The following is a 19106-nucleotide window of genomic DNA, read 5'->3' as shown; positions in this document are numbered from 1 at the left end:
AAAGGGCAGAGCTGCAGCCGAAGCCGCCAGCCAGCCAAAATCCGCGTTGTGGATCAGGCGCCGGGAGGCGCGCGAATATGGGGGCCAGGGTTCGAGGCCCCGCCAAGATACGCAGCGAACTCGCGGAAAATCCGCCCGTCCGACGAACGGGGAAGTTCGAGTTCGAGCGATGCCGGCAAGAGCGCCGGCAAGCCATCATCGGCCGCGGACTTGGCGTCCTTGCGCTCGGCCGTAAACCGAAGGTCTGAAAGCGGTGTCGCCCGCGAGAGTTGCCGGGCGGCGGGACGGTCAGTCGAACCGGTGTCGGTGACGTTGCCGGCCTGGGCACCGGAGGCCGAACGGGACGGGATGCTCTGTCCGACCGAGATGACCTGCATTGCGAAGGAGGCGCAGAACAGCCACAGCACAGCGAGAAGCCGGCCGGCCTGTATGTTCTTGCTGCCACCACCCATGCGGTCCATCGAGGACGCGGTCCCTTTCCCTGGCGATTGCACGCCAGCGAGACGAAAATTGAGCCCGAATGCCCGACCTTACCTAGAGAACGTGGCCGGAATCGAGCATGGGCGCCTTTAACACCATTCCGGGCCGGAAAAGTCAAATCCGGCCCGTTTCGTGGTTGTCGTTGCTCAGGCCGTGATGCCGCTCGTTCGCCGCTCGTGGATCTCGATAAGCGACGGTCCCTTGCGCTTCGCCGCCTCGGCGAGCGCCTGTGAGAGATCGGCGACGGAAGCAAGCCGCCGTCCCTCGACGCCATAGGCCTTCGCCGCCATCAGGAAGTCCGGCGCCGAAGGCTTGACGCCCTCCGGCGTAACGCCGGCATCGACCATGTAGCTTTCGATTTCCTGGTAGCCGTCATTGTTCCAGACGAGGAAGATGACCTGCGCCTGCGCATCGACGGCAGACCCGATTTCAGCGAGCGAAAACTGGAAGCCACCGTCGCCGACGAGACAGACGACCGGCCGAGACGGATCGGCGACGGCTGCACCGACGGCTGCTGGCGGCGCATAGCCCAGAGAACCGTAACCGGTCGCCGAATTGAACCAGCTACGCTGCCGCGGTGCATCACAGTAGAGGTTGCCGGCATAGACGGCCTGGGTCGAGTCGCCGACGACGGTGCAATCCGGCAGAGACTTGTAGATGGTGTCGATGATGCCGATCTCGGCCCGCATCTTCGGCGTCAGTTCCTTCAGCGCCGCCCTCCGCGCCGTTTCGGCCCGTCCCGCTCCATCCTTCGCAGCATGACCGGGGAGAAAGGCGAGGATGCCCGCCGTCGCCGCCTTGGCGCCGGAGAGGATGGAGAGCGCCGCATGCGGCCCGCGCGCGAGCTGCGCCGCATCGATGTCGGTGCGGATCAGGTTGCGCAGGGCCGGAAAGCCGCCATCGGCATACATGTCGTAGTCGGTCTGGCCCATTTCGGTGCCGAGCGCCAGCACCAGGTCGGCCTCCTTCAGCAGCGACCGCACCGCCTTCAGGCTGGGGCTCGCAGGAACCCTCAAGGGACTGCCCGAGAACATGCCGCGAGCATTGACAGTGGTGACGACGGGCGCACCGATCTTTTCGGCAAGCTCCGCAACTTCCGCCTCCGCCGTCAGGGCGCCGCCGCCGCAGATGATGACCGGGCGCGAGGCGTCGGCGCAGAGGATCGCCGCGCGCTGCAGCGTCTCGCTGTCGGAGCGCGGTCGGGTGGCCGTTGCCGGCCGCAGCGCCTGCGGCGTGATCTTCGCCGACATCACGTCGGTCGGGATCTCGATATGCACCGGTCCCGGCCGACCGGAGACGAGCACCGAGAAGGCGCGGTCGACGACGAAAGGCAGGTCTTCCGGATTGAGGAGCGTGTGCGAATAGAGCGCCAGCGTCTTCATCATGCCGTGCTGGTCGGGCAGCTCGTGCAGCAGGCCGCGCCCATGGCCGAGCGAATCGCGGCGATTGACGCCTGAAATCACCAGCATCGGGATCGAATCCTGGCGCGCCTGCGCCATCGCCGTGATGGTGTTCGTGAGGCCGGGCCCGGTGATGACGAGGGCAACGCCCGGCTTGCCGCTGACGCGGGCATAGCCGTCGGCCATGAAGCCGGCGCCCTGTTCATGCCGTGGCGTCACGTGGCGGATCTTCGATGCAGCGAGGCCCCGGTAGAGCTCGACCGTGTGCACGCCGGGAATGCCGAAAACCACCTCGACGCCATTGGCCTCGAGCAGGTCGACCAGGACTTCTCCAACCGTTCTTTCCATGGTCATGCGCAGCGCTCCTTGCGCAGGCTGGCCCGCTCGGCAAGTGCGGAGATGCGGCGGCAGGCCTCGTCGATGGCACCATCGGGCACGGTCAGGCTGACGCGCAGATAGTTCTGTGCTTCATCGCCAAAGGACGATCCGGGCATGACGGCAACCCCCTCTTCTTCAAGCAGCGCCCAAGCAAACGCATCGCCGTCGAGACCGGTTCCGGAAACATCAATCAAGATGAACATGCCGGCTTCCGGCGCGAACACCTCGATGCCGGGCGCCGCGGCAAGGCCGGCGACGATCTGCGCGGCGCGCGACTTATAGGACAAGCGCATCCGGCGCGCCGTATCGATGTCATGCGTCAGGGCATAGGCGGTCATGTCCGCGATGAAGGGCTGCGTGCCGAAAAGCATCGTTTCGGAGACCGGCAGCAGCCGCTCGGTGAACTCGACCGGGCCGACCGCCCAGCCGCTGCGGAAGCCGGGCGCGGCGTGCGATTTGGAGATCGACGAGACGACGATCGTGCGTTCGGCGAAATCCGGATTGTCGAAGGGCGAGGCAAAGACGGCGTCGAACACCAGCTCCTCATAGACCTCGTCGCAGACGATCCAGAGATCGTGACGGCGCGCGACCTCGCCGATCGCGGCAATTTCTTCCGCCGTCAGCACGGCACCGGTCGGATTGTGTGGCGTATTCAGCAGCAGCACGCGGCTCTCCGGCGTGATCGCTTTTTCCAGATCTTCGGCCTGCATGTGGAAGCCGAATTCCGGCTTCAGCGGCACCAGCACCGGATGCGCGCCGGTCGAGCGGATCACGCCTTCATAGGTCGCATAGAGCGGATCGCCGACGAGAACGGCATCGCCGGCCTCCGCCAACCCGAGAATCACGGCGAAGAGCGCCGTCTGCGTGCCGGGGAAGCAGAGCACGTTCTCGTTCGTCACATCGGCACGGCGACGACGGTATTTCTCCGCGACGGCCGCCACGACCGTCGGTTCACCGCGGCCGTTGGAGTAGCGATAGCGCCCCGCATTCATCGCGCGCTGGCATTCATCGAGCAGGGCGCGGTCCGGCGGAAGATCCGGTTCGCCGATCGTCAGTTCGATGATGTCGGCACCACTCGCCTTCAATTGGCGGGCACGGATATGCAGCGACCATTTGCCCGAACCAAGATCGGCAAGACGTTCGGTGATGGACGCGTAGCGCATGGTGCTTTCTCCCGTTTTCATTGTTTTGCAGTTCCGATCTTCGTGCCGAGCAGCGCTTCGACCGAAGACATGGCGATGGCGACGAGCTCGCCTTCGCGAAAGAGATCGCCGGCAAGGCAGCCCTCGACCCAGAGGCCGTCGACCAACCCGTTGATGGCGATGGCGAAGGCCCGGCAAGTTTCGGCGTCGGCCGGCTTGCCTTTGGTCGCAAGGAAATCGGCAAGCAGTTCCTGCAGCGAATTGCGAAAGGCGAGATAGCCTTCGCGGTGGATCTCCGACAGCACCGAATCGACCCGGACCTGGCTGATGAAGGCGGCCCAGAGCGAGATGCTGCGGCTGTCTGCCACCGGCTCGGTGAGGTTGATCGCGATGAAATCCCGGAGCCGGGTTTCCGGATCGCCCTCGACCTTGCTCGCCTTTTCGGTGAGCGAGGCGATGACGGCGCGATAGGCCTCGGCAACCATCTGGTCCTTCGATTCGAAGTAGTGGCGCACCAGCCCGGCGGTCACGCCGGCGCGGATTGCGATCTGCCGAACGGTTGCGCCCTTCAGCCCGAATTCCGAGATGCAGTCGAGCGTCGCTTCGATCAATTCCTGGCGGCGCTCGCCTTCCGGCGCGCGGTGAAAACTGCGTCTGTTCATGCGGCACTCTGCTCTCGAACCGGCCCAAAATGCTGTTCAGGCGCGGTCGGCAAAGGCTTCGGCCAGAACGGCGGCATGGGCGGCTCCTTCGGGAAATCGAACGATCGGCGGGCGTCAAAAAATCGACGACGTCTATTATTATACGCTTGAACAATAGCGGCACAAGTGCAACCATGCCGGCCAACAAAAACCCGTGACAGGCCAAAGATGCCGCACGGAAGACGACAGGGGAACTGTTTCGATGCTGACAGAAAAAGCTCGCAGAGCCATGGGAGCGGCGCGCCGATGACGGATGCGGCCCAGGCAATCGCGGTCACTGACCTGCACAAGCGTTTCGGGCCATTGGAAGTGCTGAAGGGAGTTTCGCTCACAGCGAAGCAGGGCGACGTGATCGCCATCATCGGCGGCAGCGGTTCCGGCAAATCCACTTTCCTTCGCTGCATCAACCTCCTCGAACTCCCCTCCGCCGGTAGCGTCAGCGTGCATGGCGAAAAGATCCGGATGAAATCCGACGGTCGCGGCGGCCTGGTGCCGGAGGACCGCAAACAGGTCCAGCGCATCCGCAGCCAGCTCGGCATGGTGTTCCAGAGCTTCAATCTCTGGCAGCACATGACCATCCTTGAAAACGTCATCGAAGCGCCGATCCATGTGCTCGGCAAGCCGAAGGCGGAAGCGGTCGCCACCGCCGAAACCCTGCTGAAACGCGTCGGCCTCTACGAGAAACGCGACGCCTACCCGGCCTTCCTTTCCGGCGGCCAGCAGCAACGCGCCGCGATCGCCCGGGCGCTTGCCATCCAGCCGCTCGTCATGCTCTTCGACGAGCCGACCTCGGCACTCGATCCCGAACTCGTCGGCGAAGTTCTCACTGTCATCGGGGACCTCGCGCGCGAAAAGCGCACGATGATCCTCGTCACCCACGAGATGAAGTTTGCGCGCGACGTCGCCAACCACATCGTCTTCCTCCACAACGGCGTGATCGAAGAACAGGGCCCGCCTGAGGCCATCTTCGGCGCACCGAAATCGGAAAGGCTCAAGAAGTTCATCAGTTCCATTCACTGAATTCCTGAATGCTAAACAACCAAAAAGGGGAACAGCATGAAGAAGGCATTGAAAGTCCTGGCCGTTGCGGCGGCGATCGCCGTGAGCGGCGGCGTCGCGGCGTCGGCGGAAGCGCTGAAGGTCGGCGTCGCAGCGGAGCCCTATCCGCCGTTCACAGCGCCTGACGCCAGCGGCAAATGGGAAGGCTGGGAAGTCGAGTTCATGAACGCAATGTGCGCCGAGGCCAAGCTCGAATGCGTGCTGACGCCGGTTGCCTGGGACGGCATCATTCCGGCACTGACGTCGAAGAAGATCGACATGATCATCAGTTCGATGTCGATCACCGACGAGCGCCTGAAGACCATCGATTTCTCCGACAAGTACTACAACACCCCGACCGGCATCATCGGCACCAAGGGCGTCGAGATGAACTCCTCGCCGGAAGGGCTGAAGGGCAAGACGCTCGGCGTCCAGGTCTCGACGGTCCACCAGGCCTATGCCGCAAAGCACTTCGCGCCGGCGGGCGTCGAGGTCAAGGAATACCAGACGCAGGACGAGGCCAACAACGACCTCGCCGCCGGCCGCCTCGATGCGGTGCAGGCGGATGCCATCGCGCTCAAGGCGTTTCTGGCGACCGACCAGGGCAAGGAATGCTGTGAATACAAGGGCGACGTTGCCGAAGACGTCGCCGTGATCGGCCCGGGTGTCGGCGTCGGCCTGCGCAAGGGCGAAACCGAGCTCAAGGACAAGATCAACGCCGCCATCAAGGCGATCCGCGACAACGGCACCTACGATACGTTCTCGAAGAAGTACTTCGACTTCGACATCTACGGCGGATAAGGCGCGATCGGCCGGCGATCGAACCGTCGCAGCGCTTGTCGCGTCTGACAAAGACCGCAGCGCTGCAGCGATCGCCGGCCGGCGCCATCGGAGCTCGACGACGCATGGCTGCGGATTCCCTCATCAATTGGGGCCTGCTCTCGCTTTCAGCACCCGGCTGGGGTGGCGTATTGCTGCAAGGCTTTTTCAATTCCATCCAGATCGCCGTCGGCGGCTTCACGCTCGGCCTGGCGCTCGGCATCGGCGGTGCATTCGGCAAGCTCTATGGCGGCCCAGTCCTGCGCGATCTGCTCGAATGCTACACCACGGTCGTGCGTGCAGTGCCCGAGTTGGTGCTGATCCTCTTGCTCTATTATGCCGGCACCGACCTGCTCAATCAGGTTCTGGCGTTGTTTTCGGTTGGCCCGGTCGACATCAGCGGCCTGATGGCCGGCATCTTCGTCATCGGCGTCGTCCAGGGTGCCTATTCGACCGAAGTGTTGCGCGGCGCGATCAAGGCGGTGCCCGCCGGGCAGATCGAGGCGGCGCGCGCCTATGGCATGTCGCCGGCCATGGTTCTGCGCCGCATCACCCTGCCGGCGATGTTGCCCTATGCCATTCCCGGCCTCTCCAATCTCTGGCTGATCGCCACCAAGGACACGGCCCTTCTCGCGGTCGTCGGCTTCAGCGAGTTGACGCTGGTCACCCGCCAGGCGGCCGGCACGACCAAGGCCTATCTCCTGTTCTTCCTGGCGGCTGGCGCGCTCTACCTGGCGCTGACGCTCATCTCCAACGTCTTCATCGGCATGCTCGAACGCCATGCCCGACGCGGTTTTGCGGAGAGCCGATGACCGACGAAACCACCCACGCCGTTGCGTTTACGCCCGAAGACCTGCCGACGGCGAAGAGCTTCTTCCTGCCGCACCGCATCCTCATGATGCTGGTCTTTGCCGCCTTCGTCGTCGCCGTCGCCGTCTTCATGCGCTGGGACTGGCTGCCGCGCTACCTGCCACGGCTTGGCTGGGGCATCCTCGTCAGCCTGATGATGCTGTTCAGCACCGCCATCCTCGGCTTCCTGCTGGCGGTGCCGATCGGCCTCGTGCAGGTCACCGGCCCCTGGTTCCTGAAACTGCCGGCCAAGGTGTTTTGTACCGTGATCCGCGGCACGCCGCTGCTGTTGCAGCTCTGGCTGCTCTATTACGGTCTCGGCTCGCTGTTCCCGCAGTTTCCGGCGATCCGCCAGTCCTTCCTCTGGCCTTACCTGCGCGAAGCGTGGCCCTATGGCGTGGCGGCGTTGACCATTTCGTTTGCGGCCTATGAGGGCGAAGTCATGCGCGGCGCTTTTGCCGGCGTTCCGAACGGCGAGCTTGAGGCGGCGAAGGCCTATGGCATGGGCCGCTGGACGATGTTCCGCCGCATCTGGCTGCCGCGCGCCATCCATCGGGCTCTGCCGACGCTCAATGGCGAAACGGTGCTGCAGCTGAAATCGACGCCACTTGTCGCGACCGTGACTGTCGTCGACGTCTATGCGGTCATCTCCAAGGTGCGGCAGGAAACCTTCCTCACCTACGAGCCGCTGCTTTTGCTCGCGCTCATCTACATGTGCCTCACCGGTATTCTGGTGGTGGCTTTCCGCACCTTCGAAAATCGCATACCAACCCGCGGTGCCTGACATGAAGCTTTCCCCCTCGATCACCAACGCCATGCCGGAACTCGTCGCCATTCGCCACGACCTGCATGCGCATCCGGAACTCGGACTGGAGGAGACGCGTACTTCCGCCTTCATCGCCAAGCACCTCGAAAGTCTCGGCTATGAGGTGACGACGGGGCTTGCGAAAACCGGTGTCGTCGGCACGCTCAGGAACGGCAACGGCAAGCGCTCGATCGGCATCCGCGCCGACATCGATGCGCTGCCGATCCTGGAAGAAACCGGGCTGGACTATGCCAGCAAGACCTCGGGCCTCATGCATGCCTGCGGCCACGATGGCCACACGACGATGCTGCTGGGTGCTGCCCGCGCGCTTGCCGAGCGGCGCAATTTCGACGGCACGATCCACCTGATCTTCCAGCCGGCCGAGGAGAATTTCGGCGGCGCCAAGATCATGATGGACGAGGGCCTGTTCGATCAGTTTCCCTGCGACGCCGTCTTCGCGCTTCACAACGAGCCGGGTCTGCCTTTCGGCCAGTTCGCCCTTAGAGAAGGCCCGATCATGGCCGCCGTCGACGAGGCGCGCATCACCGTGCATGGACGCGGCGGGCATGGCCCGGAGCCGCAGGAAACAGCAGATCCCATCGTCTGCGGCGCCTCGATCGTCATGGCGCTGCAATCGATCGTCTCGCGCAACATCCATCCGATGGATCCGACTGTGGTCACCGTCGGCGCCTTCCATGCGGGCTCGGCCAGCAACATCATTCCCGAACGCGCCGAGATCGTCGTCGGTATCCGCTCATTCGAGCCCGATGTGCGCGACGAACTCGAACGCCGCATCCGCATGATCGCCGAGGCGCAGGCGACGAGCTTCGGCATGCGCGCGACCGTCGACTACCAGCGCAGCTACGATGCGACGATCAACCACAAGGCCGAGACGGACTTCGTCCGCGATCTCGCGGTCCGCTTCGCCGGCGCCGACAAGGTGGTCGATCTCGCCCGCCCCTTCATGGGCAGCGAGGATTTCGCCTATATGCTGAAGGAGCGGCCGGGGACCTACTTCTTCCTCGGCTCGAAGGTCAGCGACGACGACAGGCCGCTGCATCACCCCGGCTACAACTTCAACGACGACCTGCTGCCGATCGGCGCGGCTTTCTGGACGGAGTTGGCCGAGGCCTATCTCGCGCGCCGCTGATATCCCGCTCACCTTTCGCCAATATGCCGCAGCGCAACATTGCCGCAGTGTGACAACGTGGCGGACGCGCTGTCATTGACGTTTGGCAAATTTGGCGCAGATTCAAGTGCATGCTGAAAAGCCGGTGCAACCCCAGGATTTGCCTCGGCCAGAGGCCAAGACAGGTTCCCTGATCGACGATCGGTCACCGGACAAATGATGCAGCAGCCAGAGCATTGCGGCCTACGCTTCCGTGAGGCGTCGCATCCGCGTGTCTGAAAGGATTGCGCCCGTGTTTGAGAGTTTCGATGCGACCCTGCTCGCTCGCTTCCAGTTCGCCTTTACCGTTTCCTTCCACATCATCTTCCCCGCCTTTTCCATCGGGCTTGCGAGTTACCTCGCGGTGCTCGAAGGGTTGTGGCTGTGGAAGAAGGACGGGGTCTATCTCGAACTCTTCAATTTCTGGAAGACGATCTTTGCCGTCGCCTTCGGCATGGGCGTCGTTTCCGGCATCGTCATGTCCTATCAGTTCGGCACCAACTGGAGCGTCTTTTCCGACAAGGCCGGGCCGATCATCGGGCCGCTGATGGGCTACGAGGTGCTGACCGCCTTCTTCCTCGAAGCGGGCTTCCTCGGTGTCATGCTGTTCGGCCTCAACCGCGTCGGGCCGAAGCTGCATTTCTTGGCAACCGTCATGGTCGCCGTCGGCACGCTGATCTCGGCCACTTGGATCCTTTCGGCGAACTCGTGGATGCAGACGCCGGCCGGTTTCGCAATGAACGAGGCGGGCCAGTTCGTCCCGGTCGACTGGTGGGCGATCGTCTTCAACCCCTCCTTCCCCTATCGCCTCACCCACATGGTGCTGGCGGCCTATCTCACGACCGCCTTCGTCGTCGGCGCCTGCGGCGCCTGGCACCTCATCCGCAAGACGGCGCCGCGGCGGGCGCAAAAGATGTTTTCGATGGCTATGTGGATGGCGGCGATTGTCGCGCCGATCCAGATCTTCGCCGGCGACATGCATGGTCTCAACACGCTGGAGCACCAGCCGGCCAAGGTGATGGCGATGGAGGGGCACTACCAGAGCCATCCGGACGGCGCGCCGCTCATCCTCTTCGGCATTCCGAACTCGCCTGAAAAGCGCGTCGATTACGCGATCGAGATCCCGAAGCTTTCGAGCCTCATCCTGAAGCATGATCTGAACGCGCCGCTTGCCGGTCTCGATACGATCCCGGAAGAACTTCACCCGCCTGTTGGTATCGTGTTCTGGTCATTCCGGGTGATGGTCGGCCTCGGCTTCGCCATGCTCGGCATCGGGCTCTGGTCGCTCTGGTGTCGCTATCGCGGCACGCTCGACAGCAATGTCTGGCTGCACCGTGCCGCGATCGCCATGGGGCCCGCCGGCTTCGTCGCCGTGCTCGCGGGCTGGGTCACGACCGAAGTCGGCCGTCAGCCCTATACCGTCTACGGCCATCTGCTGACGGCAAACTCAGTGGCGCCGATCGCGGCACCCGCGGTCGCCGCCTCGCTGATCGCCTTCATCATCGTCTATTTCTTCGTCTTCGGCGCCGGCACCTTCTACATCCTCCGGCTGATGGCGCGATTGCCGCGGGATCCGATGCCGGAGCTCGGCGAAGGACCATTGCGCAGTTCCGGCATCATGCCGGGCCCCGCCATCCATAGCAGCCATGCAAACACCAAGGGAGGCCATCATGGAGTTTGATCTGCCGTTCATCTGGGCTGGCATCATCGCCTTTGCGGTGCTCGCCTATGTCATTCTCGACGGCTTCGACCTCGGTGTCGGCATCCTCTTCCCGTTCTTCCCGGAGAAGCACGACCGTGACGTGATGATGAATTCCGTCGCCCCGGTCTGGGACGGCAACGAGACCTGGCTGGTTCTTGGCGGCGGCGGCCTGATGGCGGTGTTTCCGCTGGCCTACGCGACCATCCTGCCCGCACTTTACGCGCCCATCATCGCCATGGTGATCGGCCTCATCTTCCGCGGCGTCGCCTTCGAATATCGCTGGCGCACGCGGCGGGCCGAATATCTCTGGAACTGGGCCTTCTCCGGCGGCTCGATGCTGGCCGCCTTCGCGCAAGGGATCACGCTCGGCGCGCTCGTCCAGGGCATTCCGGTCGAGAACCGTGCCTATGTCGGCGGCTGGTGGGATTGGTTGACGCCGTTCTCGATCATGACCGGCATCGCCGTCGTCGTCGGCTATGCGCTGCTCGGCGCCACCTGGCTTGTGATGAAGACCCATGGCGACCTTGCCGACCGGGCCCGCGACCTCGCGCTCAAATGCTCCTTCGCCACCGTCGCCGCCATGGGCATCGTCAGCCTGTGGACGCCGTTCCTGGAGCCGCAGTATCTGGACCGCTGGTTCGGCTATCCGACGGCGATCTTCAGCGTCGTCGTGCCGGCGCTCGTTCTCGGCTGCCTTTATGCGCTGATCACGGGTATCCGCAAGCGCCACGACAGCCGGCCGTTCATCGCCGCACTGGGCCTCTTCGTGCTCGGCTATGCCGGCATCGGCATCAGTTTCTACCCCTATATGGTGCCGCCTTCGCTGACGATCTGGGACGCGGCCGCGCCTGAGGAAAGCCTCTCCTTCCTGCTTGCCGGCGCTTTGGTGCTGGTGCCGATCATTCTCGCCTACACCGCCTATTCCTACTGGGTCTTCCGCGGCAAGGTCGATCCGGAGGAGGGCTACCATTGACCAGCGAAACAGGAACCGGCCGCAAGCTTCTCTGGTTCGTTGGCCTCTGGTGCGCGGGGGTGGCGGCCGTCACCCTCGTCGGCCTTGCGATCAAGCTGATGATCGGAACGTAGTCGATCCATTGGAGCGGGATGCGGGCGGAAAACCGCAGACACTTTTCCTCATCCCGTTCTAAAAAGCCTCGCTCAAGCTTGGCCAGCTAACTTCCCTTAACACGTCAGCAGGCGATCGCCGCAGACGGAGACAGGACCGCACCCTCCTCCCCTGCAAAGCGATCGCCTGCTGAGGTGACCACCTCAAGGGTCGCCGGCTGCGACCCTGTTGCCCCTTCCAAGATAGCTCGCCGTTTGTTAGCAGTGCGCCGCAGAAGCGCCCCGCTTGCTGAGAGCCGAGGGACGCTCGAACATCCTGGGCCCGCGCTTGGCCGCATCCAGGCAATTGGACGAGACAGATGCAGAAAACCCCCGCGCAATGCGAAACCATGGCCGACGTGCGTGCCGAGATCGACCGTCTCGACCAGGCGCTGATGGCGCTGTTTGCCGAGCGCTGGGGCTATATTGACCGCGCGGCCGAGATCAAGGCGCCGCTGAAACTGAAGGCCGACATTCCGGCGCGGGTGATGGAAGTGCGCGAGAATGCCCGCAAGAACGCTGCGCGCGTCAACCTCGATCCTGATTTTTACGAAGACATCTGGGCGCGGCTGATCGGCCACGCGATCGCTCATGAGCAGAAGCTGCTTGGCGAAACCGGCGACGAATAACGTCGCCGCCTCGCTCTTTCAATCTACGGCCGTCAGCGCCCGAGAATGTAACCCTGGAGACGGTCCGCCGCTTCCTTCACGTGGCCCGGATCACGCAGGAAGCAGGCGCGCATGAACAGCGAGCCGCCGTCGCCGAACGCCGTTCCCGGCGCCAGGCCAACGCCGGTCTTGTCGACGATGTCGATCGCTGCCGCGCGCGAATCCGTGACGCCGTCGATCTTCAGGAACGCATAGAGCGCGCCGTCGGGTTTGAGCGTTTCCACCCGGTTGGTGGCGATCAACGCGTCGCAGAAGACGTCCCGGTTCTCCGCCGCCTTGGCGACATTGGCATCAACAAAGGCGTCGCCCTCGTCGAGCGCCACGACGGCACCGCGCTGCATGAACTGGGCGACACCCGAGGTCGAGTACTGCACCAGGTTTTCGAGAACCTGGCCGATCGCGGGTGGAGCCACGATCCAGCCGACACGCCACCCGGTCATCGACCAGTTCTTCGAGAACGAATTGACGAAGAGGATGCGGTCGCCTTCCTCCATCACGTCGAGGAAGGACGGCGCGCGGGCGCCGCCATAATAATAGAGCGCGTAGATCTCATCGGCGATGATCCAGAGCCCCTGCCTGCGCGCCAGCGTCAGGATCGCGGCCAACTCCTCGCGGGTCGCGGTCCAGCCGGTCGGGTTCGACGGCGTGTTGATGAACAGCGCCTTGGTCTTCGGACCGATCACCGCCTGCAGCCGATCGAGATCGAGTTGCCATTTGCCGTGTTCGAAACGAAGCTCCACCGAGACCGGGCGAACGCCGGAGAGATCGGCGGCGGCGGCAAAGTTCGGCCACGCCGGCGTCAGAAGCACCATCTCGTCGCCGGGCGAGGCGATCGCCTCGATCGAGAGCTTGATCGCCTGCATGCCGGAGCCGACGACGTAGAAATTCTCGGGCGAAAGCGACTTCTGAAAGCGCCTTTGATAGTAGCGCGACAGTGCCTCGCGCAGCGGCGGGATACCGCGCTGCCAGGTGTAGAAGGTCTCGCCGCCGGCAAGCGCATCGCGCGCAACGTCGCTGATGAAGGCAGGCGTCGGCAGGTCGCCTTCTCCGACCCACAGCGGGATCAGGCCATCGCGCCCGCGTGCATAGTTCACCACCTCGACGATGCCGCTTTCAGGTGCCGAAAGCGCACGGGGACTGATGGTGCTGAGGATGGTCATCGGCGGGCTCCGGATGCACGACGTTAAAGGCCGCGGCCTTTAGATCATCGTGAAAGATTCCAATGGACTAGAGCGACATGGACCGCTCCAGCTTGCCCGTTGCTTCTAGCCGCTTTCGCCAAGGCGATCACGCGACTTTATCTGACCGGTTTATCGATTTTTGTGATGTTTCGCGGCCCCGGCGAAGCCAGGGCCGCGAGGAAAATCACGCGCGCTGCTTCAGCAGGTCGCGGATTTCACCGAGAAGCAGAATGTCTTCCGGCGGGGGTGCGGCCGGTGCTTCGTCCTTCTTCTTCTCCATCGAAGCGCGCATGCGATTCACCGCCTTGATCATCAGGAAGATGATCCAGGCAAGGATCAGGAAGTTGATGAGCACGGTGATGAAGTTGCCATAGGCAAAGACGGCACCCTGTTGACGGGCGGCGGCGAGAGACGTCGCCGTCACGTTCGCCGAGAGCGGCAGGAAATAATTGGAGAAATCGAAACCGCCGCCGGTCAGCGCACCGACGATTGGCATCACCAGATCCTCGACGACCGACGTTACGATCTTGTTGAAGGCGGCGCCGATGATGACACCGACCGCGAGATCCATCACGTTCCCGCGGGCAATAAACTCCTTGAACTCATTCAGCATAAATCTCTCCGTATTATCCCCGTTTGAAAACGGCCGGCGGCGCTGTCCCGCGCTGCAAGCGTTTACGGAAACTAAACCAAAGCGGGCAGCGAGAAAACCTTTCTTTGCCTTTGGTCAATTGGCAGCGGATGGAGCAGGAACGGGAAGGCAGCCTGTGCTGTACACCGATTTCTCGTGTCGAGCCTTGAACTTAAGACTCATGCGGCAGGCAATTCTCAACCCGGCGGACTTGTCCTATGCTCCGCCCTGGAGGAATGAGGCATGCTTTCGGGTTCGGTCATCTTTGCCTCGGCCTTCGCCTATCTGCTGCTGCTGTTTGCAGTGGCTAGCTATGGCGACCGGCGGGCCAGGAGGAACAGCGCTGCGCTGAAGGGCAGACCGCTCGTCTATGCGCTGAGCCTTGCCATCTATTGCACGTCCTGGACCTATTTCGGCGGCATCGGCCTTGCTGCCGAACGCGGACTCGAGTTCACCGGCATCTATATCGGCCCGATCCTGATGTTCACGCTCGGCATGCCGCTGATCCGCAAGATCATCCGCCTTGCCAAAACCGAGAAGCTGACCTCCGTCGCCGACTTCATCGCCGCCCGCTACGGCAAGAACCCGGCGGTGGCCGCCATCGTCGCGCTGATCTCGCTGGTCGGCGCCATTCCCTATATCGCGCTGCAGCTGAAGGCGATTTCGAGCTCGGTCGCAGCGATGATCAACACCAGCGACTACGGCATCGGCGCCGGGCAGAGCTACGTCGATCTTCCCCTGCTCGTCACATTGTTTCTCGCCTGCTTCGCCATCGTCTTCGGCACGCGCCATACGGACGCAACGGAGCACCAGGACGGGCTGATCCTTGCGATCGCGATGGAATCGCTGGTCAAGCTGGTGGCGCTCGTCACCGCCGGCTTCTACATCGTCTTCGTCATCTTCAACGGACCGGCTCACCTGTGGTCGCTGGCTGCAGAGAGCCCCGCCGTGCAGTCGGCGCTCTCCTACGAGACCCCTATCGCCCGTTGGGTGCTGTTGATCGTCACGTCGGCTTTCGCGATCATCATGCTGCCCAGGCAGTTCCACGTGACGGTCGTCGAAAACCGCACCGAAGGCGAGCTTCGCACCGCCGGCATCCTCTTTCCGCTCTACCTGATCGGCATCAATCTCTTCGTGCTGCCGATCGCGATAGCCGGCATCCTCACCTTTTCCGGTTCCGGCGACGCGGATCTCTACCTGCTGACCTTGCCGCTCGCCAACGGCCTGCCGGTGCTGACGCTGATCACCTTCATCGGCGGTTTTTCGGCAGCGACCGCGATGGTGATCGTCGCATCCGTGGCGCTGTCGATCATGATCTCCAACGATATCGTCATGCCGGTGTTCCTGCGCCGCAACCTCAGCCAGCGCGGCGGCTTGCAGGAAAACCTCGCGGGAACGCTGCTCAACATCCGCCGTTCAGCGATCTTCGTGGTGTTGTTGCTCGGCTATGGCTACTACCGCTCCGCCGATATCAGCGCCGGCCTCGCCTCGCTCGGCCTTCTGTCTTTCGTCGCCATCTCGCAGATGGCGCCGGCGCTGCTCGGCGGCCTCATCTGGCGACAGGCCAATGCCCGCGGCGCGATCACCGGCATGGTCTCGGGCTTCCTCGTCTGGGCCTATCTGCTCTTCCTGCCGAGCCTCGGCGGACCCGACAATTCCCATGTGGCGACGACGGTCTTAAGCTTCCTGTTGCCGTTCACCGACCTCTTCTCCGGCCCCAACGCCGATCCGCTGGTGAACGCGACGGCACTCAGCCTGCTCGTCAACTGCGCCACCTATATCCTCGGATCGCTGACCCGCACACCGAAGCCGATCGAACGCTTCCAGGCCGGCGTGTTCATCACCCGGCGGTCGCGAACCGAAGGCGCCTTTCGCGGCCGCAAGACCAAGGTCACGGTGCGCGACCTCAAGGCGACGATCGCCCGTTACATGGGTGCTGAGCGCATGCAGCGCTCGTTCCATACGTACGAGCGCCAGACCGGCCGCTGGCTGGACGACAATGCGCCAGCCGACATGGCCGTGGTGCATTTCTCCGAGCAACTGCTCGGCAGCGCCATCGGCTCGTCCTCCGCCCGGCTGGTGCTTTCCCTGGCGCTGCAGCGCGGCGACGACACATCGTCCGAAACGGCCTGGCTGCTCGACCAGGCGAGTGAGGCGCTGCAATACAATCAGGATATGCTGCAGACTGCGCTCTCGCAGATGGACCAGGGCATCGCCGTCTTCGACAATGCCAACAACCTGATCATCTGGAACCGGCGCTTCCGCCAGCTTCTCGACCTGCCGGAGGCAGCCGGCCAGGTCGGCTTCCCGCTGGCCGATATCGTCTCGATCCTCACCAAGCGCGGCGATATTCGCAAGGATCAGGAAAAGGGGCTGATCGCCAACTTCCTGACGCTCGACAAACCCTTCCTGCTCGAACTGGGCAACGGCGAGCGCATCATCGAAGTGCGCACCAACGCCATGCCCGACAAAGGCATCGTCACCACCTATACCGACATCACCCAGCGCGTCGCCGCCGACATGGCGCTGAAGCAGGCGAACGAGACACTGGAACTGCGCGTGGCCGAGCGCACCGGCGAATTGACCCGGGTGAACCGGGAGCTCGCCGAGGCGCGCGCGGCCGCGGAAGAGGCCAATATCGGCAAGACCCGGTTCTTCGCCGCCGCCGGCCACGATATCCTGCAGCCGCTGAACGCCGCCCGCCTCTATTCCTCGTCGCTCGTCGAGCGGCTCGGCGAGTCCGACAACAGCACGCTGGTCGAAAACATCGATTCCTCGCTGGAATCGGTCGAGGCCATCCTCGGTGCCGTGCTCGACATATCGCGCCTCGACACCGGCGCCATGAAGGCGCGGATACAGTCCGTTCCGCTCAACGAGCTGCTCAGAAGGATCGAGACCGATTTCGCCCCGATGGCGCGGGCCAAGGATCTCGAACTCATTATCATGCCGACATCGCTCGTCGTGCGCAGCGATCCGAACCTGCTGCGCCGCGTCGTCCAGAACCTGGTCTCCAACGCGATCAAATACACCCTGGCCGGCAAGGTGCTCGTCGGGGTGCGCAGACATGGCGCCATGGCGACGATCGAAGTGCTCGATTCCGGCATCGGCATTCCCCAGTCGAAGTTCCGCACCGTCTTCAAGGAATTCGCCCGGCTCGACGAAGGCGCCCGCACGGCGTCCGGTCTTGGGCTCGGCCTTTCGATCGTCGACCGCATCTCGCGCGTGCTCAACCATCCCGTCAGCCTGCAATCGACTCCCGGCAAGGGCACGGGCTTCAAGGTGACCCTGCCGCTTGATGCCAGCGCCGGCGAACGGGTCGCTGTCCGTCCGGTGCCGCAGAGCAAGGCAAGCGAGGCGCTGAACGGCCTGCGGGTGCTCTGCATCGACAACGAACCGCGGATCCTCGAGGGTATGCGGGTGCTGCTGTCAGGTTGGGGCTGTATCGTCAGTACGGCGGAATCGCTTTCTGCCTGTTCCGAATTCGGCGTGGAGCCCGGCGAGAAGCCACACGCCGTCATCGCCGATTATCACCTCGACGACGGGACCGGCATCGAGGCGGTCGCCCGCATTCGGGCATCGACCGGCGAAGCGACGCCGGCGCTGCTCGTGACGGCTGACCGCTCGCCGGAAGTGCGCGCCGCGGCCGAACGCGACGGCATCGCGATCCAGAACAAGCCGGTGCGCCCGGCGGCGATGCGCGCCTGGCTGACGCAACTTTCGACGGCGGCACGAACGGCTGCGGAATGAACGGCTCCCACGTTGTGGGGCCGCCTGGGACGAGAGAAATCACAAAGCCAAGGCCGGCCGCATCAGGCGGCGGCGACGGTGCCGATCTTCGAAAGCTGGATGACCGCCTGGGTGCGGCTGTCGACATTGAGCTTTAGCAGGATCGCCGAGACATGCGCCTTGATCGTCGCCTCGGAGACGCCGAGTTCGTAGGCGATCTGCTTGTTGAGCAGGCCCTCGCCGAGCATACTGAGCACGCGGGACTGTTGCGGCGTCAAGGTCTGCAGGCGCTGGAGCAGATCGGCGACCTCGGGTTCGTATTCCTGGGCCTGATCGTAGCCCGCGGGAACGAAGACCTCGCCGGCCATCACCTTCTCGATCCCCTCGCGGATTTCCTCGATGCCGGCCGATTTCGAAAGAAAGCCGGACGCGCCGAGATCGAGCGCGCGATGGATCGTCGCCGGGTCGTCATGGGCGGAAACCACCATGACCGGCAGGCTCGGAAATTCGGCGCGAAGTGCAATCAGGCCGGAAAGCCCGCTGACGCCGGGCATGGTCAGGTCGAGCAGCATGAGATCGGCGTCAGGGTTGTCGGCCGCCGCCTTGCGCGCGGCTGCGAAATCGCCGGCTTCGACGATGGCGGGCGCGCCGTCCACGCCGCTCAGTGCCTGGCGCATTGCGCCCCGAAACAGCGGATGGTCGTCCGCGATGATGATGGTCATGTCCGGTGTCATGCTGCTCCCTCCCAAGAGCCCGGGCTGAAATCTGCACGCCCCCACGCGCCGATCCGCATCCCGCATGGCCGATCCGGAAACTCAGGTCTTCTGCGGCTCCTGAGCGGGGTCGCTGCCTTCGAGATCCTTCACGATATCCATGAACCTACGCATCATTCTTTCCATGATGCCCATTGCCCGGTCAATCTCTTCCTCAGCCGGAAGGTCCTGTTTTGCGACACTTTCACCGGCTTTGGCCGCCTTTTCCAAGGCATCGACCCGCTTCGTCAGGAGGTCCAACTCCTGTTCAAAAGCGGCCCGCTCGTCGGCGGCCATGCGGCACACCAACTGGCCGTCCTTCTCCTGGCAGAGCGATACCTCGCCGGTCTGGGTATCGAGCCGGGCGATACCGGTGTCGGACTTCTGCATGCTGTAGCGTCCGGGAGACGGATCCTGCGCGCTGGCGCCGCCGGCCAGAGCCAATCCGGTACCGAACAGAAGTATGGCAGCAGCGTTTTTCATGACATCTTCTCCGTTACGATCCTTGTCGGAACATCACATGTGCGCGAACGAGAAGAGCGAAATCGGTCTTCACCGCCGA

The 19106-nt window shown here is 63.7% G+C and carries 17 protein-coding genes; 9 read left to right on the top strand and 8 right to left on the bottom strand.

Annotated elements, in window-relative coordinates; all coding sequences use genetic code 11:
• Positions 1-53: 53 nt before the first annotated feature.
• The 4 genes from ASD63_RS36160 to ASD63_RS15835 form a co-directional block, all read right to left on the bottom strand.
• The gene (locus tag ASD63_RS36160) at positions 54-461 is read right to left on the bottom strand and encodes a hypothetical protein (RefSeq protein WP_034797046.1); all 408 of its coding nucleotides are present in this window, start codon (positions 459-461) and stop codon (positions 54-56) included.
• A gap of 165 nt (positions 462-626) precedes the next feature.
• Positions 627-2234, bottom strand: a complete 1608-nt coding sequence (locus ASD63_RS15845) for a 5-guanidino-2-oxopentanoate decarboxylase (protein WP_034797049.1) — start codon at positions 2232-2234, stop codon at positions 627-629.
• Complete coding sequence (locus ASD63_RS15840; protein ID WP_034797053.1) at positions 2231-3421, bottom strand: pyridoxal phosphate-dependent aminotransferase; 1191 nt, start codon at positions 3419-3421, stop codon at positions 2231-2233. Before ASD63_RS15840 ends, ASD63_RS15845 begins: the two co-directional genes overlap by 4 nt.
• Positions 3422-3438: 17 nt before the next feature.
• Complete coding sequence (locus tag ASD63_RS15835; protein WP_034797056.1) at positions 3439-4062, bottom strand: TetR family transcriptional regulator C-terminal domain-containing protein; 624 nt, start codon at positions 4060-4062, stop codon at positions 3439-3441.
• A gap of 285 nt (positions 4063-4347) precedes the next feature.
• Between ASD63_RS15835 and ASD63_RS15830 the strand changes: the two genes are divergently transcribed.
• The 8 genes from ASD63_RS15830 (at position 4348) to ASD63_RS15795 (ending at position 12215) form a co-directional block, all read left to right on the top strand.
• Positions 4348-5121 carry an ABC transporter ATP-binding protein gene (locus tag ASD63_RS15830; protein ID WP_034797059.1) on the top strand — a complete coding sequence of 258 codons (774 nt, stop codon included), beginning with the start codon at positions 4348-4350 and terminating at the stop codon, positions 5119-5121.
• A gap of 36 nt (positions 5122-5157) precedes the next feature.
• Positions 5158-5940, top strand: a complete 783-nt coding sequence (locus ASD63_RS15825) for a transporter substrate-binding domain-containing protein (protein ID WP_034797062.1) — start codon at positions 5158-5160, stop codon at positions 5938-5940.
• A 104-nt stretch (positions 5941-6044) separates the two neighbouring features.
• Positions 6045-6770, top strand: coding sequence for an ABC transporter permease (locus ASD63_RS15820; protein WP_034797065.1), 726 nt, complete (start codon positions 6045-6047; stop codon positions 6768-6770).
• Positions 6767-7591, top strand: coding sequence for an ABC transporter permease (locus tag ASD63_RS15815; protein WP_034797068.1), 825 nt, complete (start codon positions 6767-6769; stop codon positions 7589-7591). Before ASD63_RS15820 ends, ASD63_RS15815 begins: the two co-directional genes overlap by 4 nt.
• Before the next feature lies 1 nt (position 7592).
• Positions 7593-8762, top strand: a complete 1170-nt coding sequence (locus tag ASD63_RS15810) for a M20 aminoacylase family protein (protein ID WP_060529514.1) — start codon at positions 7593-7595, stop codon at positions 8760-8762.
• Between the two features lie 271 nt (positions 8763-9033).
• The gene (locus ASD63_RS15805) at positions 9034-10461 is read left to right on the top strand and encodes a cytochrome ubiquinol oxidase subunit I (RefSeq protein WP_051659369.1); all 1428 of its coding nucleotides are present in this window, start codon (positions 9034-9036) and stop codon (positions 10459-10461) included.
• The gene (gene cydB / locus ASD63_RS15800) at positions 10451-11455 is read left to right on the top strand and encodes a cytochrome d ubiquinol oxidase subunit II (RefSeq protein WP_034797073.1); all 1005 of its coding nucleotides are present in this window, start codon (positions 10451-10453) and stop codon (positions 11453-11455) included. Before ASD63_RS15805 ends, cydB begins: the two co-directional genes overlap by 11 nt.
• A 451-nt stretch (positions 11456-11906) precedes the next feature.
• Positions 11907-12215: a chorismate mutase family protein gene (locus ASD63_RS15795; protein WP_034797078.1), complete on the top strand. Its 309-nt coding sequence runs from the start codon at positions 11907-11909 to the stop codon at positions 12213-12215.
• Positions 12216-12247: 32 nt separating this feature from the next.
• Here the strand turns inward: ASD63_RS15795 and ASD63_RS15790 are convergent, their stop codons facing one another.
• Together ASD63_RS15790 and mscL are read right to left on the bottom strand one after the other, a co-directional pair.
• Positions 12248-13414 (bottom strand): pyridoxal phosphate-dependent aminotransferase, encoded by a 1167-nt coding sequence (locus ASD63_RS15790; protein ID WP_034797080.1) that lies wholly within the window; start codon positions 13412-13414, stop codon positions 12248-12250.
• Between the two features lie 205 nt (positions 13415-13619).
• Positions 13620-14048 (bottom strand): large conductance mechanosensitive channel protein MscL, encoded by a 429-nt coding sequence (mscL, locus tag ASD63_RS15785; protein ID WP_034797082.1) that lies wholly within the window; start codon positions 14046-14048, stop codon positions 13620-13622.
• A gap of 261 nt (positions 14049-14309) precedes the next feature.
• Between mscL and ASD63_RS15780 the strand changes: the two genes are divergently transcribed.
• Positions 14310-17813 carry a PAS domain-containing hybrid sensor histidine kinase/response regulator gene (locus ASD63_RS15780; protein ID WP_034797084.1) on the top strand — a complete coding sequence of 1168 codons (3504 nt, stop codon included), beginning with the start codon at positions 14310-14312 and terminating at the stop codon, positions 17811-17813.
• A gap of 62 nt (positions 17814-17875) precedes the next feature.
• Here ASD63_RS15780 and ASD63_RS15775 read toward each other — a convergent pair whose 3' ends face one another.
• On the bottom strand, positions 17876-18526 hold the full coding sequence (locus ASD63_RS15775) for a response regulator transcription factor (RefSeq protein WP_034797087.1): 651 nt from the start codon (positions 18524-18526) through the stop codon (positions 17876-17878).
• Positions 18527-18607: 81 nt separating this feature from the next.
• Positions 18608-19027, bottom strand: coding sequence for a hypothetical protein (locus tag ASD63_RS15770; protein ID WP_034797089.1), 420 nt, complete (start codon positions 19025-19027; stop codon positions 18608-18610).
• Positions 19028-19106: the final 79 nt, after the last annotated feature.

The sequence above is a fragment of the Ensifer sp. Root558 genome (genome assembly GCF_001427045.1).
In the GTDB taxonomy this organism is placed as follows: domain Bacteria; phylum Pseudomonadota; class Alphaproteobacteria; order Rhizobiales; family Rhizobiaceae; genus Ensifer; species Ensifer adhaerens.
Note: the sequence above shows the minus strand (reverse complement) of the source record. Positions and strands in the feature narration are given on the sequence as shown.